At 31.9% G+C, this 15,347-nt stretch carries 16 protein-coding genes; 1 reads left to right on the plus strand and 15 read right to left on the minus strand.

Annotated elements, in window-relative coordinates:
• The first annotated feature begins 6 nt into the window (after positions 1 to 6).
• Positions 7 to 777, plus strand: a complete 771-nt coding sequence (locus ABD940_RS11715; protein ID WP_345203926.1) for a class I SAM-dependent methyltransferase — start codon at positions 7 to 9, stop codon at positions 775 to 777.
• A 131-nt stretch (positions 778 to 908) separates the two neighbouring features.
• On the opposite strand, the gene ABD940_RS11720 is transcribed toward ABD940_RS11715, so the two are convergent.
• Genes ABD940_RS11720 through ABD940_RS11790 form a run of 15 tightly spaced genes read right to left on the minus strand, consistent with a single transcriptional unit; the run spans position 909 to position 15,345 of the window.
• Positions 909 to 1,850 (minus strand): glycosyltransferase family 2 protein, encoded by a 942-nt coding sequence (locus ABD940_RS11720; RefSeq protein ID WP_345203929.1) that lies wholly within the window; start codon positions 1,848 to 1,850, stop codon positions 909 to 911.
• Between the two features lie 47 nt (positions 1,851 to 1,897).
• Entirely contained in the window at positions 1,898 to 2,971 is a 1,074-nt protein-coding gene (locus ABD940_RS11725) for a hypothetical protein (protein ID WP_345203931.1), read from the minus strand.
• Complete coding sequence (locus tag ABD940_RS11730; RefSeq protein ID WP_345203934.1) at positions 2,964 to 3,914, minus strand: glycosyltransferase; 951 nt, start codon at positions 3,912 to 3,914, stop codon at positions 2,964 to 2,966. Before ABD940_RS11730 ends, ABD940_RS11725 begins: the two co-directional genes overlap by 8 nt.
• On the minus strand, positions 3,911 to 4,816 hold the full coding sequence (locus ABD940_RS11735; protein WP_345203936.1) for a GT-D fold domain-containing glycosyltransferase: 906 nt from the start codon (positions 4,814 to 4,816) through the stop codon (positions 3,911 to 3,913). Before ABD940_RS11735 ends, ABD940_RS11730 begins: the two co-directional genes overlap by 4 nt.
• A 2-nt stretch (positions 4,817 to 4,818) precedes the next feature.
• Positions 4,819 to 6,615 (minus strand): asparagine synthase (glutamine-hydrolyzing), encoded by a 1,797-nt coding sequence (asnB, locus tag ABD940_RS11740; RefSeq protein WP_345203939.1) that lies wholly within the window; start codon positions 6,613 to 6,615, stop codon positions 4,819 to 4,821.
• A 22-nt stretch (positions 6,616 to 6,637) separates the two neighbouring features.
• On the minus strand, positions 6,638 to 7,384 hold the full coding sequence (locus tag ABD940_RS11745; RefSeq protein WP_345203942.1) for a methyltransferase domain-containing protein: 747 nt from the start codon (positions 7,382 to 7,384) through the stop codon (positions 6,638 to 6,640).
• A 31-nt stretch (positions 7,385 to 7,415) separates the two neighbouring features.
• Positions 7,416 to 8,333, minus strand: coding sequence for a glycosyltransferase family 2 protein (locus tag ABD940_RS11750; protein WP_345203945.1), 918 nt, complete (start codon positions 8,331 to 8,333; stop codon positions 7,416 to 7,418).
• A 12-nt stretch (positions 8,334 to 8,345) separates the two neighbouring features.
• Complete coding sequence (locus ABD940_RS11755) at positions 8,346 to 9,014, minus strand: NAD-dependent epimerase/dehydratase family protein (protein WP_345203949.1); 669 nt, start codon at positions 9,012 to 9,014, stop codon at positions 8,346 to 8,348.
• Between the two features lie 45 nt (positions 9,015 to 9,059).
• Positions 9,060 to 9,920, minus strand: coding sequence for a glycosyltransferase (locus ABD940_RS11760; protein WP_345203952.1), 861 nt, complete (start codon positions 9,918 to 9,920; stop codon positions 9,060 to 9,062).
• Positions 9,920 to 10,735 (minus strand): glycosyltransferase family 2 protein, encoded by an 816-nt coding sequence (locus tag ABD940_RS11765; RefSeq protein WP_345203955.1) that lies wholly within the window; start codon positions 10,733 to 10,735, stop codon positions 9,920 to 9,922. Before ABD940_RS11765 ends, ABD940_RS11760 begins: the two co-directional genes overlap by 1 nt.
• Positions 10,725 to 11,630 carry a glycosyltransferase family A protein gene (locus ABD940_RS11770; RefSeq protein WP_345203957.1) on the minus strand — a complete coding sequence of 302 codons (906 nt, stop codon included), beginning with the start codon at positions 11,628 to 11,630 and terminating at the stop codon, positions 10,725 to 10,727. Before ABD940_RS11770 ends, ABD940_RS11765 begins: the two co-directional genes overlap by 11 nt.
• Positions 11,631 to 11,684: 54 nt before the next feature.
• Entirely contained in the window at positions 11,685 to 12,827 is a 1,143-nt protein-coding gene (locus ABD940_RS11775; RefSeq protein WP_345203959.1) for a glycosyltransferase family 4 protein, read from the minus strand.
• A gap of 41 nt (positions 12,828 to 12,868) precedes the next feature.
• Positions 12,869 to 13,786 (minus strand): glycosyltransferase, encoded by a 918-nt coding sequence (locus tag ABD940_RS11780; protein ID WP_345203961.1) that lies wholly within the window; start codon positions 13,784 to 13,786, stop codon positions 12,869 to 12,871.
• Positions 13,761 to 14,690 (minus strand): glycoside hydrolase family protein, encoded by a 930-nt coding sequence (locus ABD940_RS11785; protein ID WP_345203964.1) that lies wholly within the window; start codon positions 14,688 to 14,690, stop codon positions 13,761 to 13,763. Before ABD940_RS11785 ends, ABD940_RS11780 begins: the two co-directional genes overlap by 26 nt.
• Position 14,691: 1 nt before the next feature.
• On the minus strand, positions 14,692 to 15,345 hold the full coding sequence (locus ABD940_RS11790; protein WP_345203967.1) for an acetyltransferase: 654 nt from the start codon (positions 15,343 to 15,345) through the stop codon (positions 14,692 to 14,694).
• Positions 15,346 to 15,347 lie beyond the last annotated feature (2 nt).

A 15,347-nucleotide genomic window follows, 5' to 3' on the forward strand; every position in this document is an offset into this window, starting at 1 on the left:
AACACAGTGAGCGAAATTTCAAGAGTTCTCAAAACATTTATAGCTTATCTTAAAAGACCAGATCTTTATCCCGAGTTAGGAAGGAAAATTGTCAAGAATACTGTAAACAGGGGAAATGCCTTTAAAGGAAAGGAAAAAACGAATTCTTGGGCGGCTTCTAAAGCGGTTTCTCAAAAAGAAGCGGTTTCCAAACTTTTCGGTATTAATATTGATTCTTTCAGAAACGATTATTCTGAAATTTTAAAAAATTCTGAGCAAAAAGAAAAAGCCTGCCCAATTAAAATGGGAGGAGCAGGAGCTTTGGAACTAATCTATTATGCATGTGAGTTTACAAATGCAACACATGTGATCGAAACAGGAGTAGCTTATGGATGGTCTTCTTTAGCAGCACTTTTGTCATTAGGAAAAAGAAAAGGGACATTGTACAGTTCTGATATGCCTTACCTTGCACAAGACGGCGATCAATATGTAGGATATGTGGTTCCTGAAAATCTTAAACAATATTGGAAATTATTCCGTTTTGCTGACAAAGAATCTCTGCCAAAAATTTTTGCAGAAAATTCGACTTTTGATGTTCTTCATTACGATTCTGATAAGGCATATAATGGCAGATTATGGGCTTATAATGAGGTTTACAAAAGATTGAAAAAAGGAGGCGTTTTTATTAGTGATGATATTGGCGATAATTCTTCATATCAGGATTTCTGTGAAAAAAATAATATTGAAACTACGGTAGTCGAGTACGAAGGAAAATATATTGGTGTTTTCATAAAGTAACCTTTTCAATAAAAAATAAAATAACTTCTGTGCTTTAAGTATAGAAGTTATTTTTTTATAAGTTTAAAGTTAAGGTGATTATCAGAGATCTTTTTAGCAAAAAAAATTAGATGCTCCCAGATTGATTTTTTTTACAATAAATAATCTCTAAAATTGATATTGTAAATACCGGAACGTATGCTTTTATAATCTGTGAAAAGGTATTTTGTGATCATCCCCCATTTTTTTAAAGCCGGAGCAAGGGCAATTTCGTAGCTTCTGTGCATTCTTTTGATATGAAGCTTTACATCTTCAGGAATTGTATTTTCATTCTGTGCCCAATCGTGAATTTCCTTCCAAAGCAAAACTCTGGTTTTCGCAGGATTTACTTTTTTTGAATCAACAGCTGTAATTCTGTTGCTTTCATGAACTCCTCTTACGGCAACGGCTTTGTCTAAAATGCCAGGATAAAGATCAAGATAATAAGAAAGTCTGAACAAAAATTCCGTATCCTGATGAAGCCTTAAATGCGTTTTAAATAAAGGTTTTAGTTTCTTTACCATCGAATCTCTCCTGATCGTTAAACAATCAATGCTGAAAAGCCCAAAACTTCCTTTCATATTAAGCTGACCGGGAAAAACATCTTTAGGATCGTGTCTCTTGTAAACTGTCGTTAAATTATCGCCAAAAAGCTTATAATATTGCTCTTTCGCTTTCTCAGAATAATAATGAACGCCTAAAGCTCCATAAACTCCTTCCACTTTCGGATCTTTGAAAAGTTCTTTTTCTGCATCAAAACGATTGGGAAGAAAATAATCATCAGCATCCAAAAATGCTATAAAATCTCCAGTTGCTTTTTCCAAGGCTAAGTTTCTTGTCGGTCCTGCTCCGTGATTTTCTTTATCTGGGTGTTGGAAAAGTTTTACCCTGTCATATTTTTCGGCTAATTGTTGACAAACTTCCAAAGCATTGTCTGGTGATTTATCCTCAACTAAAATGACTTCATATACTTCATCAAACTGAAGAGCAGATTCTACAGCTTGTGTTACGTATTTTTCGGCGTTGTAAACAGGAGTGATTACGGAGATTTTCATTTTGTATTGTGTTTAAACGAGTTTTTAAATTTTTTGTATTTCAGATTTTATCTTACGAAGTTTACGCTTCTGTGTTCAGCTTGTAAATAGATCATTTTTTTTTCTGCAATACTTTTATTGATATGTCTTACCAAAGAATCGGGTGTAAGATATTCATTATAATATTCTAAAACATTATTTTTCATTATTGAAATTTCGTGTTCCGAATAGGTAAATATTTCGTTTTGAAGAATTTGCTTCAAATGGTTCAGATCATCGAATATAATTGCGTTTACTTTATGTTCGAGATTAGGATACATCACTTCTGCGTATTCTTTCTGAATTAAAGGAATTGTTCCAACCGACATTGCTTCAATTACATTATGGCACAAAGGCATTACAACACCGGGACAACACAAATAAAAATTGAAATATGAAAGAAGTTCGCGTATATCTTCCATTTTAATGGCGTAATTTTCCTTTATAGCAAAAACATATTTTTTATCGAATGAGGCATTTGCTGAGACGATATCTTCTTTACCATGAATAGATCCAAAATTTTCTTTTTTCTGAAAAAAATCTAAAAGAGCAACTCTTGTTTCAACCGTAAATTCGGTTCTTTTTATATCTAAATAAGCTTTAGCATCAAAATTTCCATAACAGAAAATAGAATTGAATCTTTTTCTGTCTGTATCAATCTTATTATCCCAAATTCCCTGATTATACATGAATGGATGGAAACTCATCGGAACATGAAAAGCATTTTTATCAATATTATTATGCTCAAAATAAGTCGAAAAGTAATCAGGACTGAACATATCATCTTTTATTTCAATGACATTTTCAGGAAGATTTTTTTTATTGATGCTTAAAAAGTTTTTTTCACGAACGATTAAACCTAAATAACGGTCTTTATTTCTAAGATTTCTGAATTTTGCAAAATCCATCGGATAGCGAATATTATATCCTGAAAGCTGGTAGAATTTTACCAGTAAATAAAAAAAACGGTGATATAGATTCGGATTTTCAAAATTGATCAACAGAACTTTTTGATTCTCAGGCTGTGAATAAGATTTTAATTTAAAAAACGCCAAAGAATCACTGATAAGTCTCTTGATCTGATTGATTTTTTTATTAATCATTTGGATTATTTAAAGCATGAAACCTATACCTTGTTTTTACAAATTCAGGATATTGCAACGATGTTACAAGAAATGAAAACCACTTTTTCAATCCTTTCTGATTGGCTATTTTAAAGCTTAAATATTCAAGCTTGATTTTTTTAGAATAGTCTTTGTTTAAATCAACAGATTTGCTCCAAGCATAAACCGATTCGTTATATAAAAGACTGTTTTTATAGAATTTCGCAGAATACGGTTTTATTTTAGTGATACGGTTATCATCGTGAATCCCTCTTATTGCAACAGCTTTATCAATGATCCCGGATTTCAAATGACAGTGATAAGCAAGCTTAAGATTAAAATCCGAATCCTGATGCACACGAAGATTAACATTAAATCTAAGTTTGGTTCTTTCTAAAGCTGATTTTCTAATTGTAAGAGCATTTAGATGGAAAAAAGTGCCGAAAGTTTTTGTAGTTAAACCCAATAATCCTTTGAAAACCTCTTCTCCTTCTGCAGGATAATTTACTGTTGTGAGTGGAGTATCTTTAAATTTTGTCTGATATTCCTGTTTACCTTTTTCAGTTATATATTCAACGCCGATTGCCCCGAAAACACCATCTATTTTTGTGTCGTTAAATATTTCTTTTTCCGCATCAAATCGATTGGAAAGATAATAATCATCGGCATCTAAAAATGAAATAAAATCACCTGTAGCTTTCTCTATTCCCAGATTTCTTGTTGCTCCGGCTCCATGATTTCCTTTGTCCGGATGTTGAAATAATTTAACTTTGGAATTTTCTGAAGCTAATTTTTTGCAAATTTCCAATGAATTGTCTGTAGAGCAATCTTCAATCAATACAATTTCCTTTACTTCATCGAATTGCAAGACAGAGTCAACCGATTTCCTGAGAAATTGGGAAGCATTATAAACTGGAATTATAACAGATATATTCAGATTCATTCTTTTATTTCTAAAATAATACTTTGTTGATAAGGTTTTGAAAATTCTTCAGGAATGTCGAAAGATTTCTGAGTTTCCGCCTCATTTACGTGTCGTCCTTCAATCGCAATTTTTTCTGTAGCTTTTCTTAAAAACCAAATATATTCAATGTCGATATGACCGATGTCTATTGTCCAATAATTAATTTTAGCCAGGTCATGCGCCAAAATCGTTGCAGAAGGTCCTAAAGCGGCAAGGATCAATTTATCTTTTCCAAACTCTTTAGCTGCCTCATAAATTTTATCATAACATCTGAAAGCATTTTTTTCGGGACAGATAATTCTTTGAACTGAAGCTGCATTGTCAAACAGATCATTTCCTACACCAAGTCTGGAATATTTTCCTTCAATAATCAATATGTCTTTTTTATCCCATATTTTTTTCAAAGCCTGAATAATATCCAAATTCCTTTTTTCGGATTTGTCTTCATAACCAAGATAAAATCTGGTGATGAAAGAGTTTCCGTATGTCTTGTTTTTCTTTAAAAATGGAGAAATTCTTGAGCCATAATTATTGATGAATTTTTTCCACCAATATTTGGTAATGACATCAAAAGAACGAACAGAAACAAGGGGCTCAGGAAGACAAACCAAATGATTTTCCAGATCAGAGCCGATTACTTCGCGCATTTTTTCTCTGATTGTGTCACTGTTTTCCTGAAATTCCAATTGATATTCCGGAAGCATCAGTCTGAATTCTCCATCTCCGAATCGGCTTACGGAACGTTTATTTTTAATAATATTATCGATGGTATCTTTAATACTCAAAATATGATAAGATGGAAAATCCGCACGAAGTTTTCGGGTATTAAAAAGCCATTGATAATAATAGAATTGTGATGTTATTCTTTTCTTCAGACTCATGGTTACAAATATTTTTCATTGTTTTGAGCCCAAAGAGCAAGCTGTAAAAGACACCAATGTTTGTAATCTTTAGTCAGTAAATTTTGAGTTGCTTTAAAATCAATATAATTAAAGATTTTCTGATTAGGATTTTTTAACAGATCATTAGATAAATTCATCAGATTTTCTTCTCCAAACCAGGTTTTTACATTCATTCCGAATCCTTGTTTGTGACGTTTTCTGATGGTTTCTGTCCAATAAGAACCCATTGCTTCACGAAGAATGATCTTGTCATTATCATTGGAAATTTTAAGCTGCTCAGGAAGCTGGATACAGAATTCCGCAAAATCCAGATCAAGAAAAGGTGTTCTTACTTCCAAAGAATTTGCCATCGCCATTCTGTCTGATTTTACCATCATATTCGAAGGAACAAAATCTTCGAGATCGAGTCTCATAATATCATTCAGAGAATCAGGATTTGGCGTAAAGCTGTAAGGTTGCTCATAGTTTGAAGTAACTCCTAAGGCAATTCTTTCTTCCTGACTAAAAGCTCTTCTCACATAGTTTCTATGAAAATCAAGAATACTGTCATTTTCAATATTTTGCTGGGTAATGAAAGAGACAGGTCTGAATTTCTGATATAATTTTAAACCAAATTTAGCAATGATATTATTGTAGCTGAAATGATTTCTTAATTTATTTTCAATGGTATAAAAATTATAACCTCCGAATAATTCGTCACCGACATCTCCGGAAAGAACTACGGTAAGATTCTTTCTCGCATTTCTGCAAATTTCAAAATGCGGGATTGAAGAATAATCGGCAAAAGGTTCGTCAAAAAACGGAGAAGTTCTTAAAAGAGAAGCTACTAAGTCATCTTTTTTCTCATGAACTTCTATGTGATTGGTGTTATATTTGTCTGCTATTTCTTTAGCGTATTTTAATTCGCTTGCTTCATGATCATAGCCAAAACTAATGGTTGTCTGTTTAGGTAAAAACTCGGCAACTAAAGCAACAATAGAGGAGGAGTCCAAACCACCACTCAAGAAACTTCCAACTTCCACATCGGCTACAAGCTGTTTTTTTACTGCATTTTTTAGAAGATAGGTAAATTCTTCTTTCGCATCAGATAAGCTTAAAACTCTGTCTTTTTTTGGTAAGCTGTAATATCTTGAAACAGAAACTTTTCCATCTTTCCATATCAATTGATGAGCGGGAGGTAAAGAATGAATATTTTCATAAATACTTTGATAAGTACTTATATAACCATGTTGAAGATAATGCGAAAGCGCTTCGTTGCTTACTTTCGGACGAATCAATCCTGAAGCTAAAATTGCTTTGATTTCAGAGGCGAAAATAAATTCATTATTGTTTCCGATTGCGTAATAGAAAGGTTTTTCTCCGAAACGGTCTCTTGCACAGAATAATTCCTGTTTTCCGTTGTCCCAAATCGCAAAAGCAAACATTCCCGGAAGATCATGGATAAGGTTTTCTTTTTTCCTCTGATACATCGCAAGAATAACTTCTGTGTCGGAACTTCCGTGATAAGGGTATTCAGGATATTGTGCTTTGATGTCGAGATAACCGTAGATTTCGCCATTCAGAACGATACATTCGTTTTTTGTGCTGGAAAGCATCGGCTGTTTTCCGTTTTCGGAAAGATCAATAATAGAAAGTCTGCGATGACCTAAAGCTGCATTCTCGTAAAATTCAAAATGCGAAGAATCAGGACCGCGATGCGCGATGGCATCTGTCATTTTCTTCAGCTCTTCCTGATAATTTCTGGCATTATTTGCTATAATTCCGGCTATTCCGCACATACATTTTGTTTTTTAGATCTTATTATTTTTCGCAGTAGAAAATATCTTCATCCGGATTAAGACCAAATTTTTTATATTTCTCGGAAATATTTACTCTTTTTACTTTGAAACCTACACTTTCAAGTCTTGTCACGTAATCCTGACCATAGATTCTTACGTGATCGAACTGACCAAATAATTCTTCTCTTTTATTGCGGTCTTCAATGGTAAAATCTTCGTGTGTATGTTGATTGTTTTTAGATATCGGAACCTGCAAAATAGCATGACCACCAGGTTTTAAAACTCTGTGAAGTTCTTTCATTGCTTTTGTATCTTCAGGAATATGTTCCAGAACATGGTTACAAATCGCAAGATCAAAATGGTCATCTTCATACGGAATATCCATTACATTCATGTTTTTTACATGACTTGGGTAATCGTATCCTTTTGTAAATAAATCTCCGCAGATATATTCTTTTAAATTTGATTTTAAAAAGATATTCGAAAGTTTCGGTTCAGGAGCAATATGTAGAATACTAAAATCTTTATTGCTGGTAACTTTTAATTCTTCAATAATAAAAGCGTACAATAATCTTTCCCTGTCTCTGGAATGGCATTTATAACATCCTGCAGCGCGTCTTCCTCCACCGATCACCTGCTTGTCTCTTAAAACCTTAAGATCATGTCCTACAACTTCAAGATCTTTAGAATCATATCCGCAATATGGGCAGTGATAGTTTGATCCTGCGTGGGAAAGTAGTTTTATTTTAGTGGCAATTTTATTTATCATTCCTTAGTATTTTTTAATATTTAATATGTGTTTATAGATTCAGAAACGAGGGAGCTTCTTTTTCTACGGTATTTCTTATTTCTGTTAATTTTTTTTCTTCGCCTACGATCTTTTTATATTTTGCCGATAGCTTTTGGTAATTGCTTTTCTTTCCGGTCAGCATGTTTTTCATCATGCTTTGTTTGAGTGCTTTTTTCTCCGATTGAAAAGAGTTTGAAAGATTCGGATTCATGATGTTGGTTTCAACTCTTAAATCTTCATATTTCGTATAATCGACCTTTGATAAAGACTGTTTACCATCATGAACTACTTTGCTTCCAGGAACAAGTAATGTTTTCTTTTTGTGAAATACAATACGATTTACATACTCTAAATCTTCGCCGTAATGGAAGAAATACGGATTGAAGCCTCCCACAGTTTCAATCGTTTCTTTAGGCAGAAACCAATGTGCGGCGTTGATAAAACTCACTTCATAAAAAGGCTTAAGACTTTGAAAATAAAGATCAGAAATCAATCTGGTTTCAAAGTTATGGGCGATATATTTATCAAGAAAAATATCTAGTTTTTTTTCCGTTCCATCAATATGCATCGGACTTAGAATGCCAATTTCTTTCTTTGAAGGATAAGAATTATAGACTTCTAAAAGTTTTTCAAGACTGTTTTCATAAATCCAAGCGTCCTGATTCATCAGATAGAAGAAATCTGCACCTTCTTTGTATGCCTTTTCTATTCCAATATTATTGGCTTTACCAAAACCTAAATTCTTTTCAGACTGAATAAAATCTACCTCTGAAAAGTTAGATGTAATGTATTGCTGAGTACCGTCTGTAGAGCCATTGTCGACGACAATACAATGAATGGGAACAGAAGACTGCCTTAAACTTGAAAAGCATCTTTCTGCCCATTTCATGGCATTATAGGTAACAATAATAAAATAAATTTTAGGCATTTGTGTTTTAATTTAAATATATTTTTCAGCTAAAATTTTTAAATATTCATCAGGTTTTATTCCTGTAAAGAATTCATTTGTAGTCTCGTCAAAATCTACCTTGTAAAAATCTCCTTCATCAGATTCAGTATAATTGGCATTTTTTTGAATCTGGTTTTGAATTGCATTTATAATTCCCTTTAAATCATAGTAAAAAGGATAAGCAAAATTAATTGTTGTATTTTTTATATCAAGACAATTTGTGCTTAGAAATGTTGGAATATCATCAATGTCAAGCAATAATCTTCTGGCTTTGCTGTGTACTTTAAATTCGCTGCCATTGGTAATCTGATTTTTAAGAAAATTAAAAAGGGTATTGGGATTTCCTCCTTTACCAACAATATTTCCAATTCTTAGAATAAGATAATTACTGCAATTGTTTTTTATGAAATCTTCAATTTCCAGTTTGTGCAAAACGTAAGGACTATTTCGTTTGGAAAGGTCATTCACACTTAAAGTAGAAAAATAAAAAAGTTTATTATTGGGATATTTTTCGACGCTGTTTTTTAGAAGTGAAAATTCTCTTTCAAATTCTGAACTTCTTATTTCGAGGGAATTAGATACTCCTGAAGCAAAGAATATATTTTCTTCAGAGTCAATATTTATTAATGAATTTGCAATAAGCCCGTTTCCTATAATCATACGCTTGATAAGCCTTTGGTTAAATAAATTTTAATTCTTTGTGTGTTATTTTTTTTTATTGATATTTCCGGAATACCTTATATATTGATAATATTTTTTTGTGATTTCCAAATGATCTTTAAAATTAAGTTTTTTAGGATAAAATTTTAGAGTAAATAATATATTTTTTCGATTTACAGGATAATATCTGAAGTAATTATACAAAAAACTTTTGAATACATTTTTTTCTACTTTTAAATCTTTCTGTTTGTTAAAATCTGAACCCAGCTTTTCTCTGACTTTTATATTGGCATCAAACCATACTTTATCCAAATTTCCGTTTGAAAAATGCTGTATCAAAATATCATCTACTACATAATTTTGAAACTTTTCAGAAACTCTTAAGCTGAAATCAAGATCGTAGCCGTGAAATGCTTTTAAGTTTTCATCAAACCTGAAATGATTATAGGTTGCTTTTTTTATCGCTAAGAAAACACCATCTACGGCAAGTACAGGTGTAAGATTTTCTTTTGTAGACCGAATATGAGTATATTCTTTATTTTGCTTATTACCCTGTAAAATATTTGCAAACATATATTCTTCCGAAACCGTCCAGCTGCATGGTGCTGTTGTCACATATGACGAACCTGCAATCCCAATAATTCCCGTGCTTTCTTGACGTAAATGATTCAATAAAATTTCTCCCCAATTCTGGGTATGAAAAATGATGTCTTCATGAAGAAACAGAAGGTTCTCAAACTTAGATTTTTCTGCGCCGGAATTGTAAGCTTTTGTAATACTCATCAAATTAGGATTCCAAATCTGGATAATTTCATACTGAAATCCGTCCCCGATTGTCTCGCTAATATTTTTAACGAGCTGATCGAAGTAGTATTTCTGATATGATGAAATGATGATGGAGAGCATTACCTTCTAAATTTTCTTATTATTTTTTTTAAAATGGATTCGTTCACGGTTTCCGTTAGTTTTTGATTATCTTCCTGAAGCTTCTTATTTTGTTTCACAAGATCAAAAAAGTTTCCGTAAATTTTGTAATATTCTTTTTGATGTTTGTTGAAAATATAATTGAATGCTTCTTCTTTTTGCTGTAGATTTTTATTGATATTTACATCTCTTGAAGAATCTTTTCTGCGATAATAAAATCCTAAATAATCCAGACGGATTACTTTCTTTTCGGAATTTTTTAAAAGCTCAATCCAGAAATCCCAATCTTCAAATCCATGAATGAGATTTTCATCGTATCGATTTGTTTTATTCCATGCCTCTTTTCTAAAAAAGCCGGAACAAAAAATAAGGTTTTTTAACAGCAAATCCTCATAAGAAAAATCATCCAATATAAAATCTCCTTCAATATTTCCAAAAAAAGACGCTTTACAATAAACAACATCCGGATTTTTATTAAACTCTTTTGAAGCAAACTCCAAATATTTCGGAGCTATTTTGTCATCGCCATCTAATGGCAAAATCCATTCTGCAGTCGCATTTTCTATTCCTAAATTTCTGGTTGAAGATACTCCACCGTTGGTTTTTGCAAGATATTTAAATCTTGAATCTTTCAGTGTCCAATCTTTAGCAATATCTTTTGTATTATCTGTAGATCCGTCATCAATAATAATGCATTCCCAATCTGTGTAGGTTTGATCTGACACAGACTGTAAACATTCATCAAGGTATTCGGCCTGATTATATGCAGGAACAACTATTGAAATTTTAGGATACATGTTTTTTTCTTATGTAATATATTTTTTTTAAAGCTTTTAAGAATTTTAAAGCTTTTAATTTTCTTAAATAATAAAAGGTAATTTTAGGTTCTAAATTATAATTTTTAGAATAACAATTGTAAAGATAGCTTTCTATGACCGAATCAATAAAATAATAATTAAAATGAGAAGCATATTTTGTAATTATGATTTTCTTTAATTCGTGATCGGCTTTTAATTTTTCATCCAAATTGCTTTCAGATCCTGAAATGCTTGCTTCTGAAATTCTTACTTTTACTTTCGCAGTATTTATATAAAGTATTTTTTTGAAATCTGAGAATGAAAGTATAGCAAGATCGTCGCTTCCCCAAGCTAAAGGTAGCTTTTCAAATTTATATTGTAAATAAAAAGACCTTTTGAAAATATTTTCTGATAAGCTGCTCCTAATTTCGTTGTTGTATTTTTTAATAAAAAAATCTGTAGAATTTATTTCTTTAAAAGGATAATCAAAATCTTCAATCACATAGTTTTTGTCATTTATCCATTGATGGGAAAATTTTATTAAGCTGATGTCTTTTGATTCAGCGATTAAGAGATTTTTATAAAATTCTTCTACAAAATTTTCAGATATTAAATCATCATCACCCAGAATCTGAACCCAGTTTTCTTTTACGTTGTCCAAAATCCTTTCCCATTGTAAGGCCAGATTTTTGCCACCTAAATTCTCTTTGTAATCAAAATAATCATATTCTGAAGATTTAAAATATTTTTCAATTAGCTGAACAGGATCATCGAGACTTGCATCATTTCCGATATATAATGTAAAATTTTTATCGCTTTGCGATGCAACAGACCTTAGAGTTTCTTCAAGGAAATCTATTTTATAGTAGGGGATAACTATTGCAAGCTGATTCATAATGCTATTGTATTCGATTTTCAGAACTTCTTATGATAATTAAAGTTTATCATACTAAATATTTTCAAGTATATCAATTATAACAGGTCCGCTATTCTCAATCGTAAACTCTTTGAAACTTTCTCGATTAATGTCTGAATCTTTTTTTATCTGATCTCTATTGTGGTAATAAAAAACGATTTTTTCTACGATAGCTTCTATGTCAAGATAAGGTACAATGAAGCCTCCTCCTTTATTTTTAGTAATAATTTCATTGATACCTGTCGCTTTGTCAAAAGTAATTAATGGTAAACCATAAGCACCTGCTTCTATCGCAACCAAAGGAAAAGGATCTTCACGAGACGTAAGAAGTAATATATTCATTTTTGTGAAAAACTCTCTATAATCTACACTTGAATTGTTGTATTGGATATAATCTGAAGTAAGACCGGCTTTACGGATGTCATTTTTTATTATTTCTTTTTCAAAAAAAGGCTGTGTACCCATCCATTCAAATTTTATATTCAATTCAGGATATTTCTTTTTTAAATGAATCGCGCTTAGTAGAAACAGATCATTTCCTTTCCTCCAGTTCATTGCGCCCATTGCTCCAATTACAAATGTTGAATCAGCATTTTTATCTTTATAAGGAGGAAGTAATGTTAAATCCGTAAAATCATAGACAACTTTGATTTTATCAGAAGGAATATGATAATCTTTCACAAGAGTGTCTGCTACCAATTCTGACCCCGCTATAAACAGGTCTACTTCCTGTGCTATTTCTTTAAAATTCTGAACTGTAGTATCTATAACAGTAGGCAATTCATGAACATTGCAAATAAGTTTAGGAACTGTCGTAAAGTTGTTCTTCAGAAGAATAGCCATGGGTAAACTCACAACGGTATTAGCATAAATTACGTCATATTTCTGTTCTTTATACTTATTGTAAAACTTTTCTTTGTAATGGTTTTCAAAATTAAAGTTGTTGTGTAATAAACGCTTTATATAATATTGGCTTTTGGAAATGTAGCGCTCATAATAATAATTAAAATTGTGTGACGCTTCTTTAAGTTCCTGATCTAAAGGTCCCTTTTCGAGAGTTAAAACGTCAATTTTCCAGTCTGTACGTTTGTTTTTTAACCATTTAAGAAGATAGAGTAGAAGCATGGGAGCTCCACTCCTGGAAGAATCGTGTGTAATAAATAATATCTTTTTCAAACTCATTTGTATTTTAATAATAAGTTTCTTATAATGAATAGTTAAAAATTGTACCTTATTTTTCTTAATAAAATTATAATCAATTTTTTGAAGGGAAGATTATATGCTGCTTTTTCAGGGTCTTGAATAGGAATAATATCTACTTCTTTTATATGCAGAACAAGTCTGTTCAATTGATCATTAAAATTTTTAATTGCTATTTGGCTTAATTTGAGATTAACCATCATCAGTTTGATTACGAATATTGTATTAATAAACTGAATTTGTTTTGCCTGAGAGCTCCAAATACCCTGCCCAATTCTATATGCAGCCATTTTCTGTGGAAAGTATTTAATAAATCCATAGGAAGCATTGATCATATGAATAGGATAATCTCCTGCCGGAGAATTGAAAACCCACGCTGGAATTTCATTAAAATTTCTCCTAAAGACTACTGCTGCTGTATGTATGAAATTACCATTGGCAAGATCTTCTATAGTATACGTTTTTTCTACAGTTTCAGATACTACAAGCCGATTCTCTAAAGGTTTTCCAGAGGAGTCTACTTCTTCCACATTATGAAAACAGCTACTATATTCCGGATTATTTTCAAGAAAATCTACTTGTTTCTGTAGTTTAAAAGGATCTGTCCAATAATCATCACCTTCTATCAAAGCAATATAGTCTGCATTGCTTCCGAATGAAAGATTAAACGTATTTTTTGCATTAAGAGAAGCTCCCAAATTAGATTCATTAAGAGCCAAGTGAATTTTATCCGGATATTTTTCTTTTAGTTGTATACAGATTTCTCTTGTTCTGTCTGTAGAGCAATCTTCTCCTATGAATAATTTATAATTAAAATTTGTCTTTTGATTGACAACAGATTCTACCGACTGTTCTATAAAATTTTCCTGGTTATAGGTAATCATATAGACGGCAACCGTTAGTTTATTTTTATCTGACAGCATACCCGAATCCATCTTTTCCGAAACCATTACCATTATAAATCATGTATTCAAAACCTTTATGCTCGAAGACATGGCAATATTCCATCATATTACTATCCCAACCTTCTTCTGATAGCGAAATGCCTGTTTCTTCATATAGCTTATTCCATGATTTGCCGTCTTCAGATTCTGCATATCCTATTTTATAGCCTGCATTTTTAGAAGTTCTGTACTCATCGGTATTTCTGTAAGAAAAGAACATTTCAAACTTGTTATTTCTCTTATATACACATGGTCTTCCTAAAGCTTTTGCTACATCATCATAGTCTAAACAGATAATTCCTTCTCGCTTCCAGGTAATTCCATCTTGAGATTCAGCATATTTTATATGATATGCCGGCTCCGGATAATCATTTATAATTTTCCATTCTGTACATGATATATACCACATTTTCCAGAGATTATTATCCTGTATAACATAAGGAGCTGTATTAAAGTATGGTTCTTCCATACTTCTGTCACAAATAGGACCTTCGGAATATCTGCTAAAGGTAACTCCATTATCATGGCTTACAGCCAATCCTATAGATAGGCGGTAAGAAACCGTGACTTGAGGATTCCAGCCGATATAATACATGAAAATTTTATTGTCTGTTTTAATTAGCGAAGATGGCATTATTCCGGAATCATCAAAACTGCCTAATTTTCCTAATTGAAGAATTGGACCAACAGCTTCTCCTACAAGATCAATAATACCATTATCAATTTTACAATCAATATAATATGGTAATGACTTACCTTGTTCATTTCTTGAGCTGAAATAAATACGAAACAAATCATCGCTCATATGAAGAGCGAATGGGATTGATGCATGACTTTTAATAGAATCATTAATGTGATTTTCTACTTCAAAAAGAAGTCCTTTTTTTTTCCACATATTACAAATCTTTTGAAGATTTTTCAGCTTTTACCGCAGGATTTCCTTTATAAAATCCCCAGGGATCTGTGTTTTTTATGATACTTGCAGCCATAGCAACAAACGTTCCTTCACCAATCGTAACTCCATCTCTTATAGTAGCATTGACTCCTATTGTGCTGTAGCTTTTAACGGTGCAGTGTCCGGATAGAACAACTTGCGATGTGAACATAACATGATCTTCTATTACACTATGATGTCCAATATGATTACCACTCCACAACACAACATTATTTCCTATTTTAACAAACGGTTGAATGGTATTATCCTCTAAAATAAAACAGTTGTCACCAATTTCGTTATCAAATAGAGTTGCTTTAGAACTTATATATGAGATAAGTGTGTAACCTTTCTCTTTAATTGCCAGGTAAACTTTCTCTCTTACCTGATTCATTTTCTGAGGCGCCATCGGTGCAAAAAAATGATAATCACTGATAGGATAATGATTCTCTATATCCTCAAATGCAACAACCGGTAATCCTCTAAATAGTTTTTCTTCCGGAAGATATTCTCTGTTTACACAAAATGCCACAACGGTATGTTGCGTATCTTTTTCTAAATAATAATGAGCTAATTCTGCAAAATCCTGCAGACCAAATATGATAACATTTGCCATAA

It is taken from the genome of Chryseobacterium ginsengisoli, assembly GCF_039542325.1.
In the GTDB taxonomy this organism is placed as follows: domain Bacteria; phylum Bacteroidota; class Bacteroidia; order Flavobacteriales; family Weeksellaceae; genus Chryseobacterium; species Chryseobacterium ginsengisoli.

Excerpts from the sequence above, each read along its gene's own strand:
- ABD940_RS11720 (WP_345203929.1), bottom strand. The coding sequence starts at position 1,850 with ATGAAAATCTCCGTAATCACTCCTGTTTACAACGCCGAAAAATACGTA.
- ABD940_RS11725 (WP_345203931.1), bottom strand. The coding sequence starts at position 2,971 with ATGATTAATAAAAAAATCAATCAGATCAAGAGACTTATCAGTGATTCT.
- ABD940_RS11730 (WP_345203934.1), bottom strand. The coding sequence starts at position 3,914 with ATGAATCTGAATATATCTGTTATAATTCCAGTTTATAATGCTTCCCAA.
- ABD940_RS11735 (WP_345203936.1), bottom strand. The coding sequence starts at position 4,816 with ATGAGTCTGAAGAAAAGAATAACATCACAATTCTATTATTATCAATGG.
- asnB (WP_345203939.1), bottom strand. The coding sequence starts at position 6,615 with ATGTGCGGAATAGCCGGAATTATAGCAAATAATGCCAGAAATTATCAG.
- ABD940_RS11745 (WP_345203942.1), bottom strand. The coding sequence starts at position 7,384 with ATGATAAATAAAATTGCCACTAAAATAAAACTACTTTCCCACGCAGGA.
- ABD940_RS11750 (WP_345203945.1), bottom strand. The coding sequence starts at position 8,333 with ATGCCTAAAATTTATTTTATTATTGTTACCTATAATGCCATGAAATGG.
- ABD940_RS11755 (WP_345203949.1), bottom strand. The coding sequence starts at position 9,014 with ATGATTATAGGAAACGGGCTTATTGCAAATTCATTAATAAATATTGAC.
- ABD940_RS11760 (WP_345203952.1), bottom strand. The coding sequence starts at position 9,920 with ATGCTCTCCATCATCATTTCATCATATCAGAAATACTACTTCGATCAG.
- ABD940_RS11765 (WP_345203955.1), bottom strand. The coding sequence starts at position 10,735 with ATGTATCCTAAAATTTCAATAGTTGTTCCTGCATATAATCAGGCCGAA.
- ABD940_RS11770 (WP_345203957.1), bottom strand. The coding sequence starts at position 11,630 with ATGAATCAGCTTGCAATAGTTATCCCCTACTATAAAATAGATTTCCTT.
- ABD940_RS11780 (WP_345203961.1), bottom strand. The coding sequence starts at position 13,786 with ATGGATTCGGGTATGCTGTCAGATAAAAATAAACTAACGGTTGCCGTC.
- ABD940_RS11785 (WP_345203964.1), bottom strand. The coding sequence starts at position 14,690 with ATGTGGAAAAAAAAAGGACTTCTTTTTGAAGTAGAAAATCACATTAAT.
- ABD940_RS11790 (WP_345203967.1), bottom strand. The coding sequence starts at position 15,345 with ATGGCAAATGTTATCATATTTGGTCTGCAGGATTTTGCAGAATTAGCT.